A 26740-nucleotide genomic window follows, 5' to 3' on the forward strand; every position below is an offset into this window, starting at 1 on the left:
GTCCTCCTTTTTGAACACTTACTTGAAGAAGGAGGTGCCAGCCATGACCATCCAATGGTTTCCCGGCCATATGGCGAAAGCCCGCAGGCAGGTAACAGAAAAACTAAAGCTGGTAGATATCATCTTTGAACTTGTCGATGCTAGAATCCCGTATTCTTCTCGAAATCCGATGATTGACGAAATTATTCAGCATAAGCCGCGGCTTGTTTTGCTGAATAAAGCGGATATGGCTGATAAAGAAGCTACTAATCAATGGATAAAATATTTTAAAGAAAAAGGCATCAGAGCCATAGCCATAAATTCGCAAGCAGGGCAGGGGATGAAGGAAATCATATCAGCATCACAGGTTATCCTGCAAGAAAAGTTTGACCGCATGAAAGCAAAAGGTGTTAAACCGAGAGCGATACGTGCGATGATCGTTGGAATTCCGAATGCCGGCAAATCAACTCTGATCAACCGTCTTGCCAAAAAGAATATCGCCAAGACAGGAAACACTCCCGGCGTTACCAAAGCCCAGCAGTGGATAAAAGTAGGCAAGGAACTGGAACTGCTTGATACCCCAGGAATTCTTTGGCCAAAATTTGAAGACCAGGAAGTTGGGCTTAAGCTTGCCCTGACAGGGGCAATCAAAGATACCATTTTGAATCTCCAGGATGTTGCAGTGTATGCTCTGCGCTTCCTCGAAAAAAGGTATCCGGAAAGGATGAAAGAGCGGTATCAGCTTGAAGAAATTCCGGAAGATATTGTAGAGCTGTTTGATAAAATTGGAAAGCTACGCGGCTGTCTGATGGGCGGCGGAGAAATTGATTATGATAAAGTAACTGAATTGGTTATAAGAGAATTCCGTTCAGAGAAACTGGGGCCAATCACATTGGAGCTTCCTCAGGAAATGGCTGAGAAAAGTGAAGCCGAATAAGCTATAATGAGGCCTTCTAATAGTGAAGGCCTTTATTTTTTTGAAGAAATGCCGATACATACATTAAAGGGACAAAGGAGAAAGAAATGGCAAGGTTAACGATTCGCCAGATTGAGGAGAAACTTAACACGATCGACATACAGAATGACCCATTTATTCTTTCTATACAAAATGATGACAGAAAAGGTGTACAGCATCTTTTAAATAAGTGGCATTCCCGGCAGCTGCTACAGAAAAAGATTTATGAGAAGCATATTGAGATGACACAATATGAAAACATATACAGGTCACAAGGTTTTCGATTTATTGCAGGTATTGATGAAGTGGGCAGAGGGCCGCTTGCGGGGCCGGTCGTTGCCGCAGCAGTCATTTTGCCGGAATCTTTTTTTCTGCCTGGCCTTGATGATTCAAAAAAAATCTCTGAACAAAAAAGAAATGAATTTTATGAAGAAATTCAGGCGAAAGCTGAAGCGATTAGTATTGGCATAATTGAACCGGAGGAAATCGACCGCATCAATATTTATGAGGCAACAAAAAAAGCGATGCTGTCAGCGATAGAAGAATTGAATCCCAAGCCCGACTTTCTCTTGGTGGACGCGGTTAAGCTTGTGACGCCTTACCCGTTGGAAGCGATTATTAAGGGAGATGGCAAGAGCATATCGATTGCCGCAGCATCCATAATAGCCAAGGTTACCAGGGACCGCATGATGGCTGAAATCGCAACAAGCTGCCCGCAATATGGGTTTGCGCAAAATATGGGTTATGGGACAAAGGAGCACCTTGAAGCCATTAAAATACATGGTATAACTCCTCATCACCGAAAAAGCTTCGCTCCGGTCAAGGATTATGTTACAGAAAGCAAATAGAAGGTGAAGATATGAAGCCGTCTGAAATGATCAAGACATTAATAAGGCAAGACCAGGGCTACTCGGGAAAATCGGTCTCCTTTAGGCCTGGCCAAATTGTTAGCGGGAAAATAGTTAAGCTATTTCCAAATCAGACGGCAGAGGTTCAAATAGGATCACATAAAGCGATTGCGCAGCTTGAAACACCATTATCAGCCAATAGCCGATACTGGTTTAAAGTACAGCCTGGTGAAGGGATGATACGCCTTAAAGTGATGGAATCAGGAGGCCAAGCCAGTATGGCTTCACCGGTTGTGAGTCTTCTTGCACAGCTGGCACTGCCGGCATCGAAAGACAATAAATTGCTTCTCCAATATTTCCTAAAGGAACAGCTGCCTATTACCGGTGAAACGCTGCAGCTGGCCTCCGATTGGCTTAAGGAAGGTGAATCCTTTGAAGACGGGCTTCGAACAGTGAAGGAGTTAATCGTCAGGCAATTGCCTTTTACAAAGGATGTTTTTTTAGCCTTATCTTCAGTTAATAATGGTGAGTCGGTTTCAGTTCTAATGGAAAAACTCCTGCATCAGTTAAATCAAAGCGAGTTAACGGCAAGAGGCCAAAAAATTAGCATCTTATTAAATGATTTTACACAGACTGCAAGAGAAAAATCTGGTGGGCTTGCAGCAGCCAGGCTGTCTGCTGAATGGTTAAGTACAAAAAGCCAGGCGAACTCACTTGCAGCTTTTAACATCCTGAAGGCTCTGGAACTAGTAAAAGGAGAGACGAATGAGGAAATGGCATTAAAGCAGGCGATAGATAGTTGGAGCCAAAGAAACCATATCCCGGGACAGCCTGCAATTATGGAGTCTATAAAGGAACTGCTTCAAACAAACCAATCCGAAAAGAGGCAAGAGTTTATTTTAAATCTGGCAAAACTGAGCAGTGTGATTGACAATTTTCAGGTATCTAGCGGACAATCGCAAGCTTTAAGCGAGATTCAAAGAATTTTAAGTAATATTCGAACAAGCCAAATCACATTTCCGGTGGAAAACAAAATGATCGTGCCTTTGGTAAAAGAAGCTATGTTTTTAAATATGAAAAATAATAGCAATTCAGGGAACCGTTTCTTATCCATTTTCGGCGAATCTGAATTGAAAATCGCATCCGTTACGCTGGGCCGTTTTCTGGCAGGAGAGAATAATTCCCTGGCGGCAATGCTCCAACCGCAAGAAAGGTCTATACTGGCAGATTTGAAAAATAGTATTCAAGCTGAAAGTATTTTCAATGTTGACCAGCAAAGTATTAAAGCCCAATTAAAAAACCTGATTCAGGCATTGGGGCTATCCCATGAACATGATATGGTTCATTTTTTAAAACAACCGGAGGATGGGTCAGCTACAAAGTGGGAATCGCTTAAACCGCTCCTTATAGGCCTTTTAAGCGAAGCAGTGCCGTTTTCGGCAAAGGATGCAGCTGAAAGGCTTCTGCATAAAATAACAGGCTTCCAGGCTCTCTCGCAGGAAGCTGGGCCGCAGCAGCACTTTGTTTTTCAGCTGCCTGTTCCATTATGGGGGAAAGTATCTGATTTGACGATGCAGTGGAGCGGCAGAAAAACAGAAAACGGAGACATTGACCCCAGCCATTGCCGGGTGCTTTTTTACTTAAACCTGGAGCATTTGAATGAAACCATCGTTGACCTTCATGTCCAAAACAGAATTATAAATATATCTGTTATTAACGAGCACGAGGGAATGAAAGCACTTGCTGCACCACTAACTGTTAAATTAAAAGAAAGTCTGGCTAAGCTGAATTATAAGCTTTCATCTGTCACCTATCATAAGCCGGAAACATCTGGAAATTCCTTGAAAAATAGGGAACCAATTTCTTCTCTTGTAGAGGCAAACCAATTTACCGGAGTGGATTTGAGAGTATGAAAAAAGAGAATAATAGAATAAGAAAAGAAGCGGTTGCACTAACGTATGGTCCACATGGGCAGGCTCCTCCGAGAGTATCGGCAAAGGGGAGGGGCTTGGTTGCTGAAAACATTCTCGATAAAGCAAAGGAACACAACGTTCCGGTCCAGGAAGACCCAACTTTGGTTGAACTTCTTGGAAAACTTGATATAAATGCTGGGATACCCGAAGAACTCTTTCAGGCGGTTGCTGAGGTCTTTGCTTTTATCTATAGGGCGGATCAAGAAGCAGGCAATAAGCTTGGGAGAAAATAATTTATACTGCTAAACCAATATTTGCGTTCCAGATTAAAAGAGCAGAAAAATTGACAGCGTTTACATCTGGAAGAAGCATGAAGAAATATAAAAAACTACTCAAAGTGGAGACTGCCGAGAAGGCAGTTTTCTTTATTTTAATAAAATAATTTTTTTGTTGGTACTGTCAAAAATCACTGTGAATAAAGGGGTTTCCCTGCTATTTAATATTTTAAATTTTTAAAGAAATATAATATTTTAGAGTTAATGGTAGACAAGGGTAGTGTCATTTTATAAAATGAAAGCGCAGTCTATTTTTTTGAAGAGTTAGATAGGAGGATGGGAAATGAATATACATGAGTATCAAGGTAAAGAAGTCCTCAGACAATACGGGGTAGCAGTTCCGAACGGAAAAGTGGCTTTTACAGTTGAGGAAGCTGTTGAAGCTGCCAAGGAACTTGGCACTGAGGTTTGTGTTGTTAAAGCGCAAATCCATGCTGGAGGACGAGGAAAAGCTGGCGGTGTAAAAGTTGCCAAAAACCTCGAAGAAGTACGTACATATGCAAGTGAGATCTTAGGGAAAACACTTGTGACACACCAGACTGGTCCTGAAGGAAAAGAGGTAAAACGCTTACTTATTGAAGAAGGCTGTGACATTAAAAAGGAATACTATGTTGGTTTAGTATTGGACCGTGCAACGTCCCGCGTCGTTTTAATGGCTTCTGAAGAGGGCGGAACAGAAATTGAAGAAGTGGCAGAAAAAACGCCTGAAAAAATCTTCAAGGAAGAAATCGATCCAGTTCTTGGTTTGACAGCATTCCAGGCACGCCGAATTGCTTTCAATATCAATATTCCAACTAAGCTTGTCGGACAAGCTGTAAAATTCATGATGGGCTTATACAAAGCCTACATCGACAAGGATTGCTCCATCGCTGAAATCAATCCGCTCGTTGTAACAGGAGACGGAAAAGTAATGGCATTGGATGCGAAGTTAAACTTTGACTCTAATGCTCTTTACCGTCAAAAAGACATCCTGGCTCTTCGCGATTTGGAAGAGGAAGATGCAAAGGAAATCGAAGCTTCAAAATACGATCTAAGCTACATTTCCCTTGACGGAAACATCGGGTGCATGGTTAATGGTGCAGGCTTGGCGATGGCTACAATGGATATCGTAAAGCATTACGGCGGAGATCCAGCCAACTTCCTTGACGTTGGGGGCGGAGCTACAGCTGAGAAGGTTACAGAAGCATTCAAAATCATCCTTTCTGACAAAAACGTAAAAGGTATTTTTGTTAATATCTTTGGCGGAATCATGAAATGTGACGTCATCGCTACTGGAGTAGTAGAAGCAGCGAAGCAAGTAGGCTTAAGTGTGCCTTTAGTAGTACGTTTGGAAGGCACGAATGTTGAATTGGGCAAGAAAATCCTTGCTGAATCCGATATTGATATCATCGCAGCTGAATCAATGGCTGACGGCGCGCAAAAAATCGTTTCATTAGTAGGTTAAAACTAAAAATTGAGCGGCCGTTCAGGTGCGGCAGCATTAGGCCAGCCTGAAGCAGGTTTTATTATCCTGCAGCATGATTGGCTTAAGTCCTGGCGACCCGGAAGGGCATCTCTGGAAACCAGAAAGGAGAATTAACGTGAGCGTATTTATTAATAAAGATACTAAAGTTATAGTTCAAGGGATTACAGGTTCAACTGCCCTTTTCCATACAAAGCAAATGCTTGAATACGGCACTCAAATTGTCGGCGGTGTTACTCCAGGAAAAGGCGGCACAGAAGTAGAAGGTGTTCCCGTTTTCAATACTGTGGAGGAAGCAGTTAAAGCAACAGGAGCTAATGCTTCTGTAATCTACGTTCCAGCTCCGTTTGCTGCGGATGCGATTCTTGAAGCGGTTGATGCTGAACTTGATCTTGCAATCTGTATCACAGAGCATATTCCTGTATTGGATATGGTCAAAGTTAAGCGTTACATGGAAGGCAAGAAAACTCGCCTTGTAGGACCGAACTGCCCAGGCGTTATCACCCCTGATGAGTGCAAAATCGGTATCATGCCTGGATATATCCATACTAAAGGCCATGTAGGTGTTGTATCCCGTTCAGGAACACTGACATATGAAGCAGTACACCAGTTATCACAAGCTGGAATCGGCCAATCTACAGCTGTTGGAATCGGGGGAGACCCTGTTAACGGAACTAACTTCATCGATGTATTGTCTGCATTCAATGAAGACCCTGAAACTTATGCTGTAATCATGATTGGAGAAATCGGCGGAACTGCAGAAGAAGAAGCTGCTGAGTGGGTTAAAGCAAACATGACTAAACCTGTTGTAGGCTTTATCGGCGGACGCACTGCACCTCCAGGAAAACGCATGGGCCATGCTGGTGCTATCATTTCCGGAGGCAAAGGAACTGCTGACGAAAAGATCCGTGTAATGAACGAGTGCGGAATTCAAGTAGCAGATACTCCATCCGTTATGGGTGAAACTTTAATAAAGGTATTAAAAGAAAAAGGCCTTTATGATAAGTGCAAAACTCATTAATTCAACAAAATTTTTATTATTTTTATAAGAGTAGTCCCCCTGTTTAATGGGGGGCTATTTCTACATTGCTAAATCCGCTTTCATTCCCTTCTTTTCACTCCCTTCTCCAGCACCTTTTTTCATTTTTCTAAAACCAAGGAGGTTCCCCATGGAAGAATTCAATAAGAAACTGGCCCATTTGCATCATTGCAAAGGCGTGAGCTGGAACATGATTTTAAGCATTCTAAAAAAAGATCCCCAATTAAAATTCCTTTACAATGATCCGTTTTACTATTCAAGCCCCCTGTTGTTTAAAAATCAGGACTCCCTTTCAGACACTCTCCATGACCTTCATTCCAATCGAATCCAGGAGCAAATTCGCCAATATCCCCCTAATGGCATTAAAATAATTTCCCTTTTTGATGAAGAATATCCGGTGTTGTTAAAAGAAACCTACCAGCCTCCGTGGGTTATCTATGCGAAGGGTAATACAGATCTTCTAAAGACTGGAACCCATCTTGCAGTCGTCGGGTCAAGGCAGGCGACAGAGTATGGAGAGAGGGCGATTGAATATTTGTTTCCAAAGCTTATCCAAAACGGCGTTGTTATTGTAAGCGGACTTGCAGCAGGTGTAGATGCAATTGCACATAAAGAGGCAATTAAAAATGGAGGAAAAACAATTGGCGTCATTGCGGGTGGGCTTTTTCATATATACCCTCAGTCCAATCAAAAACTCGCTTATGAAATGATGAAAAATCATCTTGTCATCTCTGAATATCCGCCTAATACGAGGCCGTCACGATGGCAGTTTCCAATGAGGAACCGCATAATCAGCGGCATTAGCAGAGGTACTTTGATAATCCAGGCAAAAAGCAAAAGCGGTTCCCTCATAACTGCAAACTATGCAGTCCAAGAAGGAAGGGAAGTTTTTGCAGTTCCGGGAAGTATTTTTAGTGCCTATTCAGCGGGGACAAATGAATTGATACAGCAGGGGGCAAAACTTGTCAAAACCGCAGAAGATATACTTGAGGAACTGATTTATTAAGGCTCTTTTCGTAAAGATTGTTGGTTTTAGCTTTCCCAATTAGAGAAGGTGTTGATTGGAGTGGAAGGTGCTCGTCTCCGGCGGGAGAAGCGTGTTGGAGGAGGCTCCGCAAGCACAAAGCGCTGAGGTGGCTTCTGAAACCGCCCGCGGTTCGCTGAACACCTGCAACGTAAATCAACAGACAAGGTTTTCGTGATAATTATATTTAAAAGCAACAAATTTTGGCTCTCAATCCTGCAATAAAATTCTTTTTGTGTATTAATTTAAAGGATTTTTTACAAAAAGGTTGAAATTCTATTAAAACTGTTATACATTTTGCAACAGGTATCCGTAAGAGAAAACGGATGTTTCAGTAATGAAAAATTTAACAGAACAGTTGAAAACGGTTTCGAAAATAAGCCGATTATGTTTGACAAACCTGAATAGAATGTAGAATAATAATGAATATTTAACTGACAGGTGCAGTATAGCTGGTTAGAAATGCAAGCTGCCCGGATTGAAAAAGGTAAATATCTGCAGATTAAATGAATGATCCGAATCCGGAGATAGTAAAAAAATGCTTTTCCGAAATTAAGATATATATAATGCCATTCAGCCTAAAATACAAATATCAATCTTAGAAAGGCGAGTAACAGTCCTTCAAAATTGATTTTGCCTGAATGTTAAAATTCCCTCTCAAGGAGGACTATTGATGTCAGAGTTTCTTGTAATCGTTGAATCACCTGCAAAGGCGAAAACGATTGAGCGTTATCTTGGAAAAAAATATAAGGTTAAAGCTTCTATGGGGCATGTCAGGGATCTCCCAAAAAGCCAAATGGGCATAGATGTGGAAAATAACTTTGAACCGAAGTACATAACCATTCGCGGAAAGGGCCCTGTTTTAAAAGAACTAAAATCAGCGGCCAAAAAAGCCAAAAAAATTTATCTCGCGGCTGACCCCGACCGTGAAGGTGAGGCAATTGCCTGGCATTTGGCCCATAGCCTGGATATGGATATTAAATCGGATTGCCGCGTGGTTTTTAATGAAATTACGAAGGATGCGATCAAAGAATCTTTTAAGCATCCGAGGCCGATTAATATGGATTTGGTGGACGCACAGCAGGCAAGAAGGCTTCTTGATAGGCTGGTTGGATATAATATCAGTCCTTTATTATGGAAGAAAGTCAAAAAGGGCTTGAGTGCGGGAAGGGTTCAATCCGTTGCGGTCCGATTAATTATCGATCGTGAAAAAGAAATAAAGGACTTTATACCAGAAGAATACTGGTCGATTGATGGAGAGTTCTTAAAAGGAAAGACGGCTTTCGATGCAGCTTTTTATGGGTTGGAAAATGAAAAAGTTGAGTTGAAATCTGAAAGCGAAGTCCAAAAAATATTGGGTAAAATGAAGGGAAATAAATTTGAAGTTGCTTCAGTTACAAAGAAAGAGAGAAAGCGAAATCCAGCTGCTCCGTTTACAACTTCCTCTCTTCAGCAGGAAGCGGCAAGAAAACTAAATTTCCGCGCAAAGAAAACGATGATGCTGGCCCAGCAGCTTTATGAAGGGATTGATCTTGGCAAAGAAGGAACGGTCGGCTTAATTACCTATATGAGAACGGACTCGACCCGAATTTCAGAGATTGCCCAGAGCGAAGCTGCAGAATATATTCAAAGCTCCTATGGCAAAGAGTTTTTGCAAAGTGAAAAGAAAAAAGAAAAGAAAAACAGCAATGCCCAAGATGCTCACGAGGCCATCCGCCCAACAAGCACGTTAAAGGCACCAGCAAGTTTAAAAGAATACCTATCACGTGACCAGCTTCGATTATACAGGCTCATTTGGGAACGCTTTGTCGCTAGCCAGATGGCACCAGCTGTCATGGATACAATGAGTGTGGATCTTAAGAATGGAGAAGTGATTTTCCGGGCAACAGGGTCCAAAGTCAAATTCCCTGGCTTTATGAAAGTATACGTAGAGGGTACGGATGATCAGGCTGAAGAAAAGGATAATATGCTCCCTGACCTAAAGGAAGGGGACGAGGTTTTAAAGAAGGATATTGAACCCAAGCAGCATTTTACCCAGCCTCCTCCAAGGTATACGGAAGCAAGACTGGTAAAGACTCTTGAAGAGCAGGGCATAGGACGTCCGTCAACCTTCGCTCCGACGCTGGATACGATTCAAAAACGCGGATACGTCGCTTTGGATAACAAAAGGTTTATTCCCACTGAGCTTGGTGAAATTGTCCTCGAGCTTATCCTGGAATTTTTCCCGGAAATTCTTGATATAGAGTTTACGGCCAAGATGGAAAAAGACCTGGACCATGTTGAAGAAGGCAAAGTAAATTGGGTGCAGATTATCGATGAATTCTACGGGGATTTTGAAAAGCATCTGGAAAAAGCAGAAAAGGAAATGCAGGAAGTTGAGATCAAAGATGAACCTGCTGGAGAAGATTGCGAGAATTGTGGAAGCCCTATGGTTTTCAAAATGGGGCGCTACGGAAAGTTCATGGCCTGCAGCAATTTCCCTGACTGCCGCAATACAAAACCAATCGTTAAGGATATTGGAGTCAAATGCCCGAAATGCAAAGAAGGAAATATAATAGAAAGAAAAAGCAAGAAACGCCGGATTTTCTACGGCTGTGACAGATTTCCTGAGTGTGACTTCCTTTCATGGGATAAGCCGCTGCCAAGAAACTGTCCGAAATGCGACAATCTTCTTGTTGAGAAAAAGCTCAAAAAAGGTGTCCAGGTTCAATGCGTTGAATGCGACTACAAAGAAGAAAAGCAAAGTTAAGGGTGGGCTTAATGCTCACTCTTTTCTATTGCAGGGTGTGGAATCCAGATTCATTCCAGATGACGTTTGTGCCTTTTTATAATGCTTGAAACTTTTTTATTTTTAAAACGTATTGTAAAATAGCAAAATGAATAAGAACAGGGTAAAGTAAGAGAGACTGTTTTTAAATAATAAATTTTTAATTCGTAATGATCATAAGTATTTGTGGAGGTTCGTATTATGACAGATATAGCAGTAAATGTAATAGGTGCAGGACTTGCAGGCAGTGAGGCCGCATGGCAGCTTGCAAGCAGGGGCATTCAAGTTCGTTTGTATGAAATGAGGCCTGTCAGGCAGACTCCTGCACATCATACAGATAAATTTGCAGAATTGGTTTGCAGTAATTCACTGCGTGCCAACACTTTAACAAACGCTGTTGGAGTACTTAAAGAAGAAATGCGTAAGCTAAATTCAGTTATCATTCATTCAGCAGACAGCAGTGCGGTACCGGCTGGCGGAGCGCTTGCTGTTGACCGCCATGATTTTGCCGCACGCGTAACGGAACAAGTTAAGAACCACCCGAATGTAACAGTAATAAATGAAGAAGTAACAGATATTCCAGAGGGCCCGACAGTCATCGCTACTGGCCCCCTTACTAGTGAAGCTTTATCTGTAAAATTGAAGGAGCTTTCCGGGGAAGATTATCTTTATTTCTACGATGCAGCCGCACCAATCATTGAAAAAGACTCGATTGATATGGACAAAGTCTATCTTAAATCCCGATATGACAAGGGAGAAGCTGCATATTTGAACTGTCCGATGACAGAAGAAGAGTTTGACCGTTTTTATGGAGCTTTGACATCTGCTGAAACGGTGCCATTAAAAGAGTTTGAAAAAGAAATCTTTTTCGAAGGCTGTATGCCAATCGAGGTAATGGCAAACCGGGGAAAGAAGACCATGCTATTTGGCCCAATGAAGCCAGTAGGTTTAGAAGATCCGAAAACAGGAAAAAGACCTTATGCGGTCGTTCAGCTGCGCCAGGATGATGCCGCCGGAACGCTTTATAATATTGTTGGCTTTCAGACGCATTTGAAATGGGGACCGCAAAAAGAAGTAATCCGCCTCATACCAGGACTTGAAAATGCAGAAATTGTGCGGTATGGAGTCATGCACCGCAATACTTTCATCAACTCTCCAAAAGTGCTGCGTGCAACGTATCAGTTTAAAAACCGCGATGATCTCTTTTTTGCGGGACAAATGACTGGTGTAGAAGGTTATGTGGAATCTGCAGCAAGCGGACTCGTTGCAGGCATTAATGCGGCAAGGCTTGTAAAAGGGGAAGCTCTTATAGAGTTCCCTCACGAAACGGCGATTGGAAGCATGGCACGATACATTACCACGGCAAATCCAAAAAGCTTTCAGCCGATGAATGCAAACTTTGGTTTATTCCCTGATTTGCCTGTAAAAATAAGAGGGAAAAAAGAAAGAAATGAAAAGCATGCTGAAAGAGCATTAGAAACAATTCAGAACTTTATGAAAAATTTGTAAATTATGTTGCGTGGGCTATTGAATTGTGATACTATTTAGTAGCCCTTGCGAGGTGGATATATATGAATCAAAATGTGAACGTTTCTTTAAAGTTGTTTATTGAATATTTACAAATTGAAAAAAACTATTCACAATATACTCTTGAACATTATCAACATGACATTAAGGAATTCCTTATGTTCATGTCTGAACAAGCGATACCAGATTTGAAAACGGTAGAATACCCTGATGTCCGGGTATTCCTGACCATGCTTTTTGAAAAAAAGCTGGCCCGCAAATCGGTAGCCCGAAAGATTTCAAGCCTAAGAAGCTTTTTTAGATTCCTGCTGAGAGAAGAATTTGTGGCTGAAAATCCTTTCGCACTTGTTTCCATTCCAAAAGCTGAAAAAAAGCTGCCTGAGTTTTTCTATGAAGAAGAATTGCAGCAGCTGTTTGAGGCCTGTGATGAAAGCACCCCACTTGGGCAAAGAAACAAAGCGCTGCTGGAACTATTGTATGCAACAGGTATGCGTGTAAGCGAGTGCAGCCAAATTCGGATTAAGGATTTGGATATGTACTTATCTACTGTTTTAGTGCATGGCAAGGGTAGCAAAGAACGGTATATCCCATTTGGCAGCTTTGCGCAAGATGCACTCGAAACATACATAACCAATGGGCGTAAAGAATTATTGTCCAAAGGGAGCTCTACAGAGAATTTATTTCTGAATGCACGCGGAGGACCGCTAACAGCAAGAGGCATCAGGGAAATTCTTAACAAGCTTATTGAAAAATCAACTTTAACAGGCAAGATTCACCCTCATATGATGCGCCACACATTTGCGACACACTTGATGGCAAATGGAGCAGATATGAGAACAGTTCAGGAATTGCTTGGACACGCATTTTTATCTTCAACCCAGGTATATACGCATGTTACAAACGAATATTTAAAGAAAACATATATGGCCCATCATCCGCGGGCGTGACAATAAACGCATTATATAGCTGATGGATTGGCAGAAAGAAAGCTGTGTTAAAGCTAAATGTTGATTTAGCACTGTGTTTGATTGGAGCGGAAGGCACGAACTCCTCGAAAATGCATTCGCATTTTCTTCGTGCGGTGTTTATTCGAAGAGGTTTGCTCTAAGTCCTGCGGAGAATAGCTTACCATGGGAGACGCCGCAGGGCGGAGGGCGCGGAGAAGCGTCGAAAGCCCGGAGTTCGCTGAGTGCCTGCAGCGGAAATTAACACACAAGTTTAAACAGAGCCAAAATAATAAGCTAATGCTCCAAAGGAGGAGTCTTTCATGTCTGAATTTCATGCTACAACCATATTTGCTGTGCATCATAATGGAGAATGTGCGATGTCCGGTGATGGCCAGGTAACCTTTGGCAATGCAGTTGTGATGAAACACACAGCAAGAAAAGTGAGAAAGCTTTTTAATGGTAAGGTACTGGCAGGATTTGCAGGATCAGTGGCCGATGCATTTACATTGTTCGAAATGTTTGAAGGAAAGCTGGAAGAATACAATGGAAACCTGGAGAGGGCTGCTGTTGAGCTTGCTAAACAGTGGAGGAGCGATAAAGTTCTGCGCAAGCTTGAAGCGATGCTTATCGTCATGAACACGGATAGCTTGCTGCTGATTTCAGGTACGGGTGAAGTCATTGAACCGGATGATGGGATATTGGCAATTGGATCAGGTGGCAACTATGCTCTGGCAGCTGGGCGCTCTTTAAAGAGATTTGCGGGAGAACATTTATCTGCAAAAGAAATTGCAAAGGCGTCACTTGAAATGGCTGCTGAAATATGTGTATATACAAACAACAATATCATTGTGGAAGAACTCTAACAAAAGGAGTGCTGTTACATGGGTAAAGGAACAAATTTAACTCCCCGCCAGATCGTTGAACGATTGGACCAGTATATCATTGGACAAAAAGATGCAAAAAAGGCTGTTGCCGTGGCTCTTCGAAATCGCTATCGCCGCAGCTTGCTGGAAGAAAAGCTGCGTGATGAAATCAATCCAAAAAATATTTTGATGATTGGGCCTACTGGTGTAGGTAAGACTGAAATTGCCCGCCGTATGGCAAAATTGGTTGGTGCCCCTTTTGTTAAAGTCGAAGCAACGAAATTTACAGAAGTAGGGTATGTGGGAAGAGATGTTGAATCAATGGTCAGAGATCTTGTGGAAACATCCGTGCGCCTTATTAAAGAAGAAAAAATGTCCAGTGTAAAAGAAAGAGCGGAAGAGAGTGCAAACCGCCGAATTCTTGAACTGCTTGTGCCTGGTGCTAAAAAGGCAGCTAACTATAAAAACCCTCTTGAAATGCTATTTGGAGGCGGAAATGATCAGCAGCAGCAACAGGAATCTTACCAGACAGAAGATTTTAACCTGCAGGAGAAGCGTAAGATTGTAAAAGAAAAACTTGCGCTTGGTGAACTCGAAGATGAGGTTATCACTGTTGAAGTGGAAGAACAGCAGCCTTCCATGTTTGATATGCTGCAGGGCTCCGGAATGGAACAGATGGGTATGAATATGCAGGATGCTCTTGGCAGCCTGATGCCTAAGCGCAGGAAAAAGAGAAAACTGACGGTGCGTGAAGCAAGAAAGATATTAACAAATGAAGAAGCCCAAAAGCTTATAGATATGGATGAAGTCAGCCAGGAGGCGGTATTCCGTGCTGAACAATCCGGAATTATCTTCATTGATGAAATCGATAAGATCGCAAGCAAAAACAGCGGAGGTTCTTCAGCGGACGTTTCAAGGGAAGGTGTTCAAAGAGATATTCTGCCTGTAGTAGAAGGTTCTACAGTGGTAACTAAATATGGTTCTGTCAAAACAGACCATGTTCTATTTATTGCTGCTGGAGCATTTCATATGGCAAAGCCTTCTGACCTCATCCCTGAATTGCAGGGCCGTTTTCCAATCCGTGTAGAGCTTACTAAGCTTACCGTGGAGGACTTCTATAAAATTTTGGTAGAGCCTGATAATGCTCTTATAAAACAATATGAAGCTTTATTGGTAACTGAAGGTATACAAATTGAATTTTCTGACGATGCTATTCGTAGGATTGCCGAATTCGCATTCGACGTTAACCAAAATACGGATAATATCGGAGCAAGACGTCTTCATACCATAATGGAAAAGCTTCTGGAGGATTTGTCCTTTGAAGCGCCAGATATCACAATGGAGAAAATCACAATTACTCCTCAATATGTTGAGGATAAGCTGGGGGTCATTTCACGGAATAAAGATTTAAGCCAATTTATTCTTTAATGGGTTTGTTTGAAGAGGCAATTCATAGGGTAGACGAAAATAGAATCCTGAATGTTAGTAATAATTTTTGAAGCAATAAGATAATTAATCTTAACAAAATAAATGTTTATTGTTTGTAGCAAATAGGAGGAAATACAATGGATTTATTAACAAAAACAAGAAAAATTAATGCAATGCTCCAAAAAGCAGCCGGAAAACCGGTTAACTTCAAAGAAATGTCAGAAACTCTAAGTGATGTAATTGAAGCGAATATTTTCGTAGTCAGCCGCAGAGGAAAACTGCTTGGATTTGCTGTAAATCAGCAAATTGAGAACGAGCGAATGAAGCAAATGCTGGCAGACCGCCAATTCCCGGAAGAGTATACGAAAAATCTATTTAACATCCAGGAAACTTCTTCTAATCTGGATGTGGATAGTGAATATACTGCATTTCCTATCGAAAACAAAGATCTTTTCGCAAACGGTTTTACTACAATTGTTCCGATTATCGGCGGTGGTGAGCGTCTAGGAACGCTTATCCTTGCAAGATTGCAGGAGCAATTCCATGATGACGATTTAATTCTTGCTGAATATGGTGCAACCGTAGTTGGTATGGAAATTCTTCGTGAAAAAGCGGAGGAAATTGAAGAGGAAGCGCGCAGCAAAGCAGTCGTTCAAATGGCTATTAGCTCCCTTTCTTACAGTGAACTTGAAGCGATTGAACATATTTTCGAAGAGCTTAATGGCAACGAGGGACTTCTTGTTGCATCAAAAATTGCCGATCGTGTTGGAATTACGCGCTCTGTAATTGTAAATGCTCTTAGAAAACTTGAGAGTGCAGGAGTAATCGAGTCCCGCTCACTTGGAATGAAGGGTACTTATATTAAAGTATTAAACGATAAGTTCTTAGTTGAACTAGAAAAACTTAAATCAAACTAAACTGCAAACCCGTCAATATTGACGGGTTTTTTTTGTTACAAATATATTACAAATACAGTTGGTAAATATATGTAATTGTGTATAAATTGGTAAGTAAAACGACTCATCCTTTGTATTGTTCGAAATTTAGAAAATACAACTATGAGTCAAAAGTCTTATATAATATTCAGGTTCAAAATTAATTAAAGCCAATAAGGAATAGGAAGAACAAACATTGGTAATATTTTGAAAATATAAATAAAACTTTCAGCATATTTTAAAAATTTGCCGAAAATAGGACTAAAGAATCATTAAAATTAACCTGATGTACATAGACATATTATTTCATATTCATTACAATAATGTTTATGATGACATAATTTGTCCATTATCACCAAAATTCTACAAGAATTACCAGGTTTTTAGAGTTTCTAAAATTTGAGGTGTGAGCATTGAAACTGTTTTCAGGAACCATATCCACAATTGAACATGCTTTAGATTACTCATCACTTAAGCAAAAGGTAATATCGCAAAATATAGCAAATGCCGATACACCAAATTATAAAGCGAAGGACGTTAGCTTCAAAGAAGTCTTCCAGCAGGCGGTTAATGGATCTTTGGAAGCGAATAAAAGCGGTTCCAGACATTTTGATTTTAAGGGAAGACCATCTTCTGCACAGGGTGTAGTGACAAAAAGGAATGTTTCGTATAACCATAATGGAAATAGCGTGGATCTTGATAAAGAAATGTCGGATTTAGCAACAAATCAAATTTATTATAATGCAATGATTGAAAGAATGAGCGGGAAATTTTCAAGTCTGCAGAATGTTATAAGGGGAGGAAAATAAGAATGTCCATATTTCACAGTATGAATAACACAGCATCGGCCCTAACAGCCCAAAGGCTTCGTATGGATGTGATTTCATCCAATATGGCAAATGCAGATTCCACCAGGAGTGTAAACGGGGAAGGACCTTATAGAAGAAAATCAGTTATTTTAGAGCCTAAAGAAGGGCAATTCTCCTCCTTTTTGAATAAGGCAATGAGTAAAGGCGGAGGAACCTCCATCGGGAATGGAGTAAAGGTGTCCAGAATTGTGGAGGACAGGGAAACACCGACTAAACTGGTCTACGACCCCACTCACGCTGAAGCGGATGAAAATGGCTACGTTGAGATGCCAAATGTGGATCCGCTAAGAGAAATGGTGGATCTGATAAGCACAACAAGATCTTACGAAGCGAATGTAACTGTTTTCAATGCCTCAAAAGGTATGATGATGAAGGCGCTAGAAATAGGCAAATAGGGAGAGTATTGAATGAATAAAGTAACTTTTATGCCTGTACATACTTTAAAACCGGCTGAAAACGCAAAGACCCATACACATACATCATACGCAGCACAGCAGAGTTTTTCGTCGGTATTAAAGCAAACAATTGAAAAAATTAATGAAGCCCAAATCCAGTCAGATGTTATGACAGAAAAACTGGCAAGGGGAGAGAATATTGATCTCCATCAAGTAATGATTACTTCGCAAAAAGCGAGCATCACCATGCAGGGTGCGCTTGAAGTTAGAAATAAAGTAATTGAAGCTTATCAGGAAGCAATGAGAATGCAAGTTTAATAGTAAAACAGAAGCAGCATCGGCTTCTCGGAAAGCTAAAAGCTGTGTAAATTGAAAAGCTGAAAAAGTCCAATTTATGGGCGAGCTTTTCAATTTTTTAATGTGGTACATACGATTAAAGCTAAAAACTAGTGAATTGCGGTTATTAGCTTAGACAGAATAACCGGGGGATTGTGATGAATGAATCGTTTCAAAGAAATGTAGTAAAAGTGAAAGAATATTGGGGCAGCAGAACAAAAAAACAGAAAAACATTTTAATCAGTTCCGTTGTTTTCTTTATATTGCTGATTATAGTTGCTTCTATTCTAGCAACCAGGACAACTCTCGTTCCTTTATACAGTAACCTGACTCCATCTGAAACAGGCACTATCAAAGAAAGCTTGGATAGCAGAGGGATCCAATCAGAAATAACAGATGGCGGTACAACCATTAAAGTACCAGAAGAGGTAGTGGATACTCTAAAAGTTGAGCTTGCTGCCGAAGGAATCCCTAAATCAGGGAGCATTGATTATTCATTCTTCAGCCAAAATGCCGGAATCGGCATGACGGAAAACGAATTTAATGTCCTGAAACTGGATGCCATGCAATCTGAGCTTGCCAATTTGATGAAAGGAATCGACGGAGTCAATGATGCAAAAGTAATGATCAACCTTCCTGAGAAAGGGATTTTCGTGAATGACCTTTCTGAAGAGGCATCTGCATCCATCGTCCTTAACACCAAACCGGGTTATCAATTTGAGGAATCACAGATTCAGGCGCTATATCACCTAGTGGCGAAAAGTATACCAAATCTTCCCACTGATAATATCGTCATTACGAACCAGTTTTTTGAGTACTTTGATTTAAAAAATAATCAAAATTCTTCACCTGGCAGCACGTTTGCGGCCCAGCATGAAATAAAAAAGGAGATTGAAAGAGATGTCCAGCGCCAGGTCCAGAATATGCTGGGCACCCTGATGGGGCAGGACAAAGTCGTTGTCTCAGTAACAGCCGATATTGACTTTACCCAAGAAAACAGAGAAGAAAACCTCGTTTCGCCGGTTGATGAAGAAAATATGGAGGGCATAGCGATCAGTGCCCAAAAGATTACTGAAACGTTTACTGGTAATGGCGAAGCAGTTGGAGGTAATCCTCAAGGAGAAAGTCCGGCAGATTCACTCGGCTCGGAATACCTGGAAGGAAACACCTCTAACGGTGACTATGAACGGATAGAAGAAACCATTAACAATGAAGTGAATAAAATCAGAAAAGAAATTGTGGAAAGCCCGTACAAAGTAAGGGATCTGGGGATTCAGGTAATGGTTGAGCCGCCGGCAGCGGATGATCCAGCCTCACTTCCACAGGAAAGAATCAACGATATTACACAAATTCTTGGAACCATTGTCCGTACGACTATTAATAAAGATGCTGCTGAAGCTGAATTAACAGACGAGGCTATTCAGGACAAAATTGTCGTCTCGGTCCAGCCGTTTAACGGCAAGGTCGAATTCCCGAACGAAACTGTTCCTGTACTGCCATGGTGGATTTATGCTGTGGGAGGCATTTTGCTGTTAATAATTGCCCTTTTAATTCTCCTTTTTGTAAAAACCAGAAAAAAACAGCAGCAGGAAGAGAAAGCGATAGCGGCAAAAGTACAGGAAACCTTCAATGTTCCTGATGTAAATGAAGAACATGAAACAGAAAGTACAATGAGGCGCAAGCAGCTGGAAAAAATGGCGAAGGAAAAACCTGAGGATTTTGCGAAACTGCTTCGCACCTGGATTGCTGAAGACTAAGGAGGAATAAAAAATGCCAAAAAGAGAGCAAAAAGAGTTAACAGGTAAACAAAAGGCGGCTATTCTTCTTATTTCCCTTGGTCCTGATGTAGCTTCCTCCGTTTATAAACATTTAAGTGAAGAAGAAATTGAAAAATTGACACTTGAAATATCGGGTGTCCGCAAAGTTGATTCTATTGCCAAAGAAGAGATACTTGAAGAATTTCATCAAATTGCTTTGGCCCAGGATTATATATCACAGGGCGGAATCGGATATGCGAAAACAGTTCTTGAAAAAGCCCTGGGAACAGAGCAGGCTTCAGCCATCATCAATAGGCTTACGTCTTCTCTGCAGGTCAGGCCGTTTGATTTTGCCAGAAAAGCGGATCCTGCGCAAATCTTAAATTTTATACAAAATGAACACCCGCAAACAATTTCTTTAATCCTGTCTTACCTTGATCCGCCGCAGGCAGGCCAAATTTTATCAGAACTGCCGCAGGAAATGCAGGCGGATATTGCCAGGAGGATTGCCGTAATGGATAGCACTTCTCCTGAAATTATTAATGAGGTTGAACAGATTCTTGAGCGAAAGCTTTCTTCGACTGTTACTCAGGACTATACGCAAACAGGCGGGATCGAATCGGTTGTCGATGTGCTTAATGGTGTTGACCGCGCTACAGAAAGAACCATCTTGGATGCATTGGAAATTCAGGATCCTGAACTAGCTGAGGAAATCAAGAAAAGAATGTTTGTATTTGAAGACATTGTTACTCTCGATAATCGTGCAATACAGCGTGTGATTCGCGATTGTGAAAGTGAGGATCTCCTGCTTTCACTGAAGGTCTCCAGTGATGAAGTGAAAGAAATTGTCTTTAAAAATATGTCCTCAAGAATGGTTGAGACTTTTAAGGATGAAATGGAGTATATGGGTCCTGTAAGACTGAGGGATGTTGAAGAGGCGCAATCAAGAATTGTCGGCATCATCCGCAGACTGGAAGAGTCAGGCGAGATCATCGTTGCCCGCGGTGGAGGGGATGATATTATTGTCTAGGTTAATAAAATCATTTCCACCCAAGCTGGTCCAAGAGGAAAAGAAAGTCATCTCTATAAAAATACTGAAAAATCATCAAAATACGGCAGATCATGAGCCAGAGGAAAATTTTAAAAGAACAGATGAGCAAATCGAAGCAATGCTGCAGGGAGCACGCCAGGAAGCTGAGGCCATTGTTGAGGCTGCTAGATCAGAAGCCGAAAAAAACTATCAGCATATTAATCGGCAAAGGGAAGAGCTTGAACAAGAAAGGCAATCTGTCTTCGAGGAAGCCCGCCAACAGGGCTTTGCCGCTGGGGTTGATGAAGGAAGGCAAAGCGGCTTCGACGAATATAGGAGCGTGATTCAATCAGCTAAAGAGGTTGTTCATTCAGCAAAACATAACTATCACCAGCATATTGAATCGTCAGAACGGACGATTTTGAATGTAGGAATGAAAGTTGCAGGAAGAATTCTTGGTCAAGTTTTAGATCAAAACAGCGAGCAATTTCTTTCCGTTGTGAAAAGGGTGCTTAAAGAAGCAAGGGAGTACAGAGAAATTCAACTCCATGTAAATCCTGTCCATTATGATCTATTACTGTCACACAAGGAAGAGCTGATTATGGTCTTTCCAAAAGAAACGGATTTATATATCTATCCAGATGAGGAACTCAGCCAAACAAGCTGCATTATAGAATCTGCCAACGGAAGAATTGAAGCCAGCGTAGATAGCCAGCTTGAGGAAATTAAAAGAAGGCTTTTCGAAATGCTGGAGAGTGAAGAACAATGAAGCTGGAGGAACTGATCGATCAGATTGAAAAAATTGATAGCTATAAGAGGTTTGGGAGTGTAAAGAGAGTAGTAGGGTTAATGATTGAATCGCAAGGGCCGGAAAGCTCGGTTGGAGATGTGTGCTGCATCCATATTGGAAAGGGCCGCACAAGAAAAATTCAAGCTGAGGTTGTAGGATTTAAAAATGAAAGTGTGATTCTCATGCCCTATACAGATGTTCAGGATATATCTCCCGGCTGTCTGGTAGAAGCATCCTCCAAGCCTCTCGAGGTGAAAATCGGAACGGCTTTAATTGGTCAGGTTATTGATTCCCTGGGGCAGCCTCTCGATGGCTCACAGCTGCCTAAAGGCCTCACGCCTGTACTAACCGAACAATCACCGCCTAACCCATTGAAACGGCCTCCAATCTCAGAACCTATTGAAGTTGGAGTACGGATGATTGATAGTATGCTGACTGTAGGGAATGGCCAAAGAGTTGGAATTTTTGCGGGAAGCGGAGTCGGTAAAAGTACACTTCTCGGAATGATCGCCCGAAATACCAATGCAGATTTAAATGTTATAGCTCTAATAGGGGAGCGGGGCAGAGAGGTACGTGAATTTATTGAGAGGGATTTGGGTCCTGAAGGCTTGAACAGATCAATCGTTGTGGTGGCTACATCTGACCAGCCAGCACTCATGAGAATTAAGGGCGCCTATACAGCAACTGCTATTGCAGAGTATTTCAGGGATAAAGGCTTGAATGTCATGCTCATGATGGATTCGGTTACACGGGTGGCCATGGCGCAAAGGGAGATTGGCCTCGCAGTCGGCGAGCCGCCAACCACAAAGGGCTATACACCTTCCGTATTTGCTGTCCTCCCTAAGCTTCTGGAGAGAACCGGAACAAATGAACATGGTTCCATTACTGCATTTTATACTGTGTTGGTTGACGGGGATGATATGAATGAGCCAATCGCAGATACAGTCAGGGGAATTCTTGATGGCCATTTTGTTTTGGATAGGGCGCTTGCCAATAAAGGCCAATATCCAGCTATAAATGTACTTAAAAGTGTAAGCAGAGTAATGAACCATATTGCAGATTCTGATCATATCAAATCAGCTGAAAAAGTGAGAGAAATGCTGAGCACTTATATAAATGCTGAGGATTTAATAAATATTGGGGCCTATAAGCGGGGGTCATCCATAGAAATCGATGAAGCGATCCGGTTATATCCTTCGATTATCTCTTTCTTGAAACAAGAAACGCATGAAAAAATTTCTATCTTGGAAAGCGTTGGCCAATTGAAAGGAATAGCTGGAAAAGGAGAATAACAAATGCAGTATCAATTTAAATTCAACAAAATTCTTCATATAAAAGAAAGAGAAAAAGATCAGGCATTTGATGTATATAGTCAGGCAGTCAAGCGTTTTGAAGAAGCAGCAGGGAAATTATACGAGCTTCTTAAAAAAAAGGAAGATCTGGAGGCCTATCAGCAATCAAGGCTTACGATGGGACTGCCAGTGCAGGAAATCAGGCATCATCAGCACTTTGTAGATAGCCTTGAAAAAACGATTGATCACTATCAAAAAATGGTAGCCAATGCACGCAGCCAGATGAACTTTCAGCAAGAAAAGCTACTGGAAAAGAATATAGAAGTAAAAAAATATGAAAAAATGAAAGAAAAAGATTTAGCCAGCTTCATGGAAAGTATAAAGCAAACAGAAGGCAGGCAAATGGATGATATCTCGATTCAGCATTTTATGAATCGAGGAAATTAGGTGGTTAAATGGAAAGAATGCCAGAAGAACAAGGATCTCAAAAAGCAAGTAAGTTTCAATGGTTTTTATTTGCTTTCTTTATTCCAATTTTATTTGCTGTAACTGTAGCACTCTTGGTTTTTACATTATCAGGAAATAACATCTTTGAAACAGCTAAAGAGTATGGCCAAAAAATACCTTTACTTTCTTCTATTATAAATGGAGAAAGGTCTATTTCAGAAGAGGTTATGGAATCACAGCTTATTGAATTGGAAGCAGAAATCAAAGATCGTGAAGCAAGGATATCCCAGCTGGAAAGCCAGCTTGACAGCAAGAAACTGGAAATTGAAAGAGCGGGGCTGGAAAAACAGCGCCTGGAACAGGAAATTGAAGAACTGACAGCTATCAAGGAAGAAAATAAACGGGCTTTTAAAGATATAGTGAAAACCTATGAATCAATCTCTGCCAAAAAAGCAGCACCTATCCTGACAGAAATGAAGGATGAAGAAGCTGTAAAGATTTTATCAAATGTTAAGGCAGATACTTTGGCTGCGATTATGGAGAAGATGAATCCTGAAGATGCAGCGCACTATACGGCACTTCTCACTGCAGCTAAAGAGAGTGATGTTCAAAATAATTGATTTAAGACTTAATAAGAGGCTTGAAAGGAGGTGAAAAAGTGGAAATTAGCGGATTAGGATTAATACATTCACAGTATTCCCCGGAAAGCAAAGCTTCTCTTCCAGGAATAGGGACCAGCGGTTTTGCCAGTTTGTTTTCAAACCTGGTAGGTGGCGGGGAAAGCATAGCAGCTCATTCAGCAGAAAAGGGAATGACAAGTGAGGAAGTAGAAGAAATAAGCCACTTTCTGGGGCTTATCGATTTATCCCAATTGGAAAATGGGCATGAACTCATTGAGAAAGCTGTTCTGCAAACAGAAACAAGTAATGTGAGTATAATAGCTGAACAATTAAACCTTTCAAAGGAAGAGCTGCTTCAGATGCTGGAAAGGTTTGCAGTAAAGCTTAGTCCTAACATTAGTTTAGAGAATTTATATCCTGATGAAGCAATTGAGAGTAATTCGTTAGAATTAAAGATCGATGCCCTGATTGCAAATATCTCATTGCTGGATGTACAGGAGTTCAGCCTGATAAAAGGAAAAGAATCAGGACAGATATTAAAAGCCTTAAAACTTTTTGACATGCTGACAGCACACCAGGATACTTTCGGCAGCAGGATTGACTTAAAAGATTTTTTAAAAGATGTTCAGGCAAAGCTCGAGGGGCTACTAAAGAATAGTAATGGATCATTTGATAAAGCTGAAACATTACAAAAAATTTTCACCCCGCTTATTGATGAAATAAACCTGCTTAAGCAAAAAAAATCTGCCGGCACTGAAAACTCTGGAGATTCATTTTCAAAAATGCTCTCAAGATTTGATGGTGGCTCACAGGGACATATTCAAATCCAGCAATTCTCAAAGCCTGAACAGCTTATGATGATGAACCAGCAGGGAAAGACTCTTACTGCAGACCAATTGATTAAGCAATTTGAAAGCATTTTATCGAAAAGCAGTTTCCTGAAAACGGGTGGAACGCAAAAGCTGTTTATAAAGCTGAATCCAGCCCATCTAGGAGGCCTTCGTATAGAGCTAATCCAAAAGGATTCGACAATGATCGCGAGAATTCTTACATCGACTGCATCAGCAAAAGAGATTTTGGATTCACAATTAAATGGGCTTAAACAGGCATTCAGTTCACAAAACTTACAGGTTGAAAAAATTGAAATCTCACAGCAAATGACCCAGGAGCGAGCATTTAATAAAGATCCAAAGCATCAGGGACAGGGACAGCAGCAAAACCAAGAAGATAAAAACCCTCAGCCTGACAGCAAATTTAATAACTCATTTGAAGAAGCACTTCTCAATACTGAAGTATAGGTGTGATGGTGAATGGCAAACATAATTGACTCATCTTTAATGCTATCAAACTATCAAAGCAAAAGTCGCAAGACAGGCTCGGATATTTTAGGCAAAGATGATTTTCTTAAAATACTTATGACGCAGCTGCAAAATCAGGATCCGATGAATCCTATGCAGGATAAGGATTTTATTGCTCAAATGGCAACCTTTTCATCTCTGGAGCAAATGACTAATATGAATAAGACAATGGAAAAATTTGTGATGTTCCAGGAGCAAAACCAGCTGATGTCTTACAATCAATTTTTGGGCAAGAATGTAACCTGGCATAAATTGGCTGAAGCAAGTGATTCAAATCAGACTCCAAGCATTGAAGAAGGGAACGGAAGAATCGTTTCCATTCAGTTTAAAGACAATAGAGCAGTTTTTATACTGGAAGATGGAACTAAGCTGGAACCGGCAAATATTTCGCAGGTGAATGAATCGTAAAAAAAGATTAGGAAATATGTTGTCCAGTTGGGTGATGGATTAAAGCGTTACATCCTCACGGAAAATAGGAAATCAATAAAAAAACAAGGAAGCGATTGGATGGATAAATTTATGTTTCGTCCGATTCACACACAGCCAGTAATCACGCAAAAGGCAAATGCCATCCATTCAGGAAAAACAACACAAAATCGTTTTTCAGCGCATTTGCAAACAGCCTTGGAGACTGACAGTAAGCTAATAGTCAGCAAACATGCCAAACAGAGGCTCCACCAGAGAGGAATACAAATAACTGATGAACGGTGGCAGCAAATCGAAAAAAAGCTGCAGGAAGCCAAAAAGATGGGCGTAAAGGAATCGCTTGTACTTCTAAAGGATGCGGCACTTATTGTCAGTGCAAAAAATAATACCGTGATTACGGCGATGGATCGCGAAGAAGCCGGAACGCAAATATTCACAAATATCAATGGAACAATTATTCTGGACCAATAAATTTAAGGCTGGACCTTCACAGGAAGCCTAAGCTGCGGACTGACAGAAGCGGCATAAACGAGAGGAGCAAACAATAAATGCTACGTTCAATGTATTCAGGAATAAGCGGAATGAAAAACTTCCAAACAAAGCTTGACGTAATTGGCAATAATATTGCGAATGTGAATACTTTTGGGTATAAGAAGGGCCGTGTGAATTTTAAGGATATGGTAAGCCAGTCTATTTCGGGGGCAACAGGAAGCGGAGATAATTCAGGTGGTATTAATCCTAAACAGGTGGGATTAGGATCACAATTATCATCAATTGATACTATCGATACACAAGGCAGTTTGCAGACGACTGGTCGTGTATTAGATATAGGTATTCAAGGTGATGGCTACTTAATGGTAGAAAGAGGAGATACAACATACTATACAAGAGCTGGAAATCTATACCTTGATGATTCAGCTAACCTTGTAACCGCTTCGGGTGACTTGGTCCTCGACAAATCTGAAAATCCTATTAACTTGGGGGATGCAACAAAGATAAAGAGTTTAAGTATTGCTAATGATGGAACGATAAATTATTTAATTGATGGTAATGATACATTACAAGAAAAAGGGCCCATCGGTGTAGCACGTTTCAATAATAATGGCGGTTTAGAAAAAATTGGAGACAACCTATATAAAAACACTGTCAACTCTGGAGAAGCAACAGAATTAAATCCAGGGGAAAATGGTGCAGGGGTACTTGTTTCGGGCACACTCGAAATGTCCAACGTAGATCTATCTGAAGAGTTCACTGAAATGATCACCGCTCAGCGCGGTTTCCAGGCTAACACAAGAATCATTACAACATCAGATGAAATCCTGCAGGAACTTGTTAATTTAAAACGATAAGTTAAGGGAGGGACAGGGCTGAGGGCCATAGCTTTTAGCCCTGATAAAG

Annotated in this window: 26 protein-coding genes; all 26 read left to right on the forward strand. The window is 41.0% G+C overall.

Features of this window, described 5'->3' with window-relative positions; all coding sequences use genetic code 11:
- Positions 1-43: 43 nt before the first annotated feature.
- The 26 genes from ylqF to flgG all read left to right on the forward strand — a co-directional run bounded on the left by ylqF (position 44) and on the right by flgG (position 26691).
- A complete protein-coding gene (gene ylqF / locus IQ19_RS11075; protein ID WP_144542481.1) occupies positions 44-916 on the forward strand; it encodes a ribosome biogenesis GTPase YlqF in 873 nt (290 codons plus the stop codon).
- Positions 917-1002: 86 nt separating this feature from the next.
- Complete coding sequence (locus IQ19_RS11080; RefSeq protein WP_144542482.1) at positions 1003-1782, forward strand: ribonuclease HII; 780 nt, start codon at positions 1003-1005, stop codon at positions 1780-1782.
- 11 nt (positions 1783-1793) lie between these two features.
- Positions 1794-3695, forward strand: a complete 1902-nt coding sequence (locus IQ19_RS11085; RefSeq protein WP_144542483.1) for a hypothetical protein — start codon at positions 1794-1796, stop codon at positions 3693-3695.
- Complete coding sequence (locus IQ19_RS11090; protein ID WP_144542484.1) at positions 3692-3988, forward strand: EscU/YscU/HrcU family type III secretion system export apparatus switch protein; 297 nt, start codon at positions 3692-3694, stop codon at positions 3986-3988. The genes IQ19_RS11085 and IQ19_RS11090 overlap by 4 nt, the downstream gene beginning before the upstream one ends.
- 325 nt (positions 3989-4313) lie before the next feature.
- The gene (sucC, locus tag IQ19_RS11095; protein ID WP_144542485.1) at positions 4314-5474 is read left to right on the forward strand and encodes an ADP-forming succinate--CoA ligase subunit beta; all 1161 of its coding nucleotides are present in this window, start codon (positions 4314-4316) and stop codon (positions 5472-5474) included.
- Between the two features lie 136 nt (positions 5475-5610).
- Entirely contained in the window at positions 5611-6513 is a 903-nt protein-coding gene (sucD, locus tag IQ19_RS11100) for a succinate--CoA ligase subunit alpha (protein WP_110065705.1), read from the forward strand.
- Between the two features lie 148 nt (positions 6514-6661).
- Positions 6662-7537 carry a DNA-processing protein DprA gene (dprA, locus tag IQ19_RS11105; RefSeq protein ID WP_144542486.1) on the forward strand — a complete coding sequence of 292 codons (876 nt, stop codon included), beginning with the start codon at positions 6662-6664 and terminating at the stop codon, positions 7535-7537.
- 691 nt (positions 7538-8228) lie between these two features.
- Entirely contained in the window at positions 8229-10304 is a 2076-nt protein-coding gene (gene topA, locus IQ19_RS11110; protein WP_144542487.1) for a type I DNA topoisomerase, read from the forward strand.
- Between the two features lie 219 nt (positions 10305-10523).
- Positions 10524-11831, forward strand: coding sequence for an FADH(2)-oxidizing methylenetetrahydrofolate--tRNA-(uracil(54)-C(5))-methyltransferase TrmFO (trmFO, locus tag IQ19_RS11115; protein ID WP_144542488.1), 1308 nt, complete (start codon positions 10524-10526; stop codon positions 11829-11831).
- 62 nt (positions 11832-11893) lie between these two features.
- The gene (gene xerC, locus IQ19_RS11120) at positions 11894-12796 is read left to right on the forward strand and encodes a tyrosine recombinase XerC (protein WP_144542489.1); all 903 of its coding nucleotides are present in this window, start codon (positions 11894-11896) and stop codon (positions 12794-12796) included.
- A gap of 320 nt (positions 12797-13116) precedes the next feature.
- Complete coding sequence (gene hslV / locus IQ19_RS11125; protein WP_110065700.1) at positions 13117-13659, forward strand: ATP-dependent protease subunit HslV; 543 nt, start codon at positions 13117-13119, stop codon at positions 13657-13659.
- 18 nt (positions 13660-13677) lie between these two features.
- Positions 13678-15087 (forward strand): HslU--HslV peptidase ATPase subunit, encoded by a 1410-nt coding sequence (gene hslU / locus IQ19_RS11130; RefSeq protein ID WP_144542490.1) that lies wholly within the window; start codon positions 13678-13680, stop codon positions 15085-15087.
- 137 nt (positions 15088-15224) lie between these two features.
- Complete coding sequence (gene codY, locus IQ19_RS11135) at positions 15225-16004, forward strand: GTP-sensing pleiotropic transcriptional regulator CodY (RefSeq protein ID WP_144542491.1); 780 nt, start codon at positions 15225-15227, stop codon at positions 16002-16004.
- Positions 16005-16435: 431 nt separating this feature from the next.
- A complete protein-coding gene (flgB, locus tag IQ19_RS11140; RefSeq protein ID WP_144542492.1) occupies positions 16436-16831 on the forward strand; it encodes a flagellar basal body rod protein FlgB in 396 nt (131 codons plus the stop codon).
- A 2-nt stretch (positions 16832-16833) separates the two neighbouring features.
- Positions 16834-17286: a flagellar basal body rod protein FlgC gene (flgC, locus tag IQ19_RS11145; RefSeq protein WP_144542493.1), complete on the forward strand. Its 453-nt coding sequence runs from the start codon at positions 16834-16836 to the stop codon at positions 17284-17286.
- Positions 17287-17298: 12 nt separating this feature from the next.
- Positions 17299-17604, forward strand: coding sequence for a flagellar hook-basal body complex protein FliE (fliE, locus tag IQ19_RS11150; RefSeq protein WP_144542494.1), 306 nt, complete (start codon positions 17299-17301; stop codon positions 17602-17604).
- Positions 17605-17780: 176 nt separating this feature from the next.
- The gene (fliF, locus tag IQ19_RS11155; RefSeq protein WP_144542495.1) at positions 17781-19379 is read left to right on the forward strand and encodes a flagellar basal-body MS-ring/collar protein FliF; all 1599 of its coding nucleotides are present in this window, start codon (positions 17781-17783) and stop codon (positions 19377-19379) included.
- 13 nt (positions 19380-19392) lie between these two features.
- Positions 19393-20409, forward strand: coding sequence for a flagellar motor switch protein FliG (fliG, locus tag IQ19_RS11160; RefSeq protein ID WP_144542496.1), 1017 nt, complete (start codon positions 19393-19395; stop codon positions 20407-20409).
- Positions 20393-21178, forward strand: coding sequence for a flagellar assembly protein FliH (gene fliH, locus IQ19_RS11165; protein WP_144542497.1), 786 nt, complete (start codon positions 20393-20395; stop codon positions 21176-21178). Before fliG ends, fliH begins: the two co-directional genes overlap by 17 nt.
- Positions 21175-22491 (forward strand): flagellar protein export ATPase FliI, encoded by a 1317-nt coding sequence (gene fliI, locus IQ19_RS11170; RefSeq protein ID WP_144542498.1) that lies wholly within the window; start codon positions 21175-21177, stop codon positions 22489-22491. Before fliH ends, fliI begins: the two co-directional genes overlap by 4 nt.
- A 3-nt stretch (positions 22492-22494) precedes the next feature.
- Entirely contained in the window at positions 22495-22938 is a 444-nt protein-coding gene (gene fliJ / locus IQ19_RS11175) for a flagellar export protein FliJ (RefSeq protein WP_144542499.1), read from the forward strand.
- 8 nt (positions 22939-22946) lie between these two features.
- Positions 22947-23558: a MotE family protein gene (locus tag IQ19_RS11180; protein ID WP_144542500.1), complete on the forward strand. Its 612-nt coding sequence runs from the start codon at positions 22947-22949 to the stop codon at positions 23556-23558.
- A 38-nt stretch (positions 23559-23596) separates the two neighbouring features.
- On the forward strand, positions 23597-24856 hold the full coding sequence (locus tag IQ19_RS11185) for a flagellar hook-length control protein FliK (RefSeq protein ID WP_144542501.1): 1260 nt from the start codon (positions 23597-23599) through the stop codon (positions 24854-24856).
- Positions 24857-24868: 12 nt separating this feature from the next.
- Positions 24869-25324, forward strand: coding sequence for a flagellar hook assembly protein FlgD (gene flgD, locus IQ19_RS11190; protein WP_144542502.1), 456 nt, complete (start codon positions 24869-24871; stop codon positions 25322-25324).
- A gap of 99 nt (positions 25325-25423) precedes the next feature.
- A complete protein-coding gene (locus IQ19_RS11195; RefSeq protein ID WP_144542503.1) occupies positions 25424-25813 on the forward strand; it encodes a TIGR02530 family flagellar biosynthesis protein in 390 nt (129 codons plus the stop codon).
- A 77-nt stretch (positions 25814-25890) separates the two neighbouring features.
- On the forward strand, positions 25891-26691 hold the full coding sequence (gene flgG / locus IQ19_RS11200; RefSeq protein WP_144542504.1) for a flagellar basal body rod protein FlgG: 801 nt from the start codon (positions 25891-25893) through the stop codon (positions 26689-26691).
- The last annotated feature ends 49 nt before the right edge of the window (positions 26692-26740 follow it).

This window comes from Cytobacillus oceanisediminis (assembly GCF_007830235.1).
In the GTDB taxonomy this organism is placed as follows: Bacteria; Bacillota; Bacilli; order Bacillales; family Cytobacillaceae; genus Cytobacillus; species Cytobacillus oceanisediminis.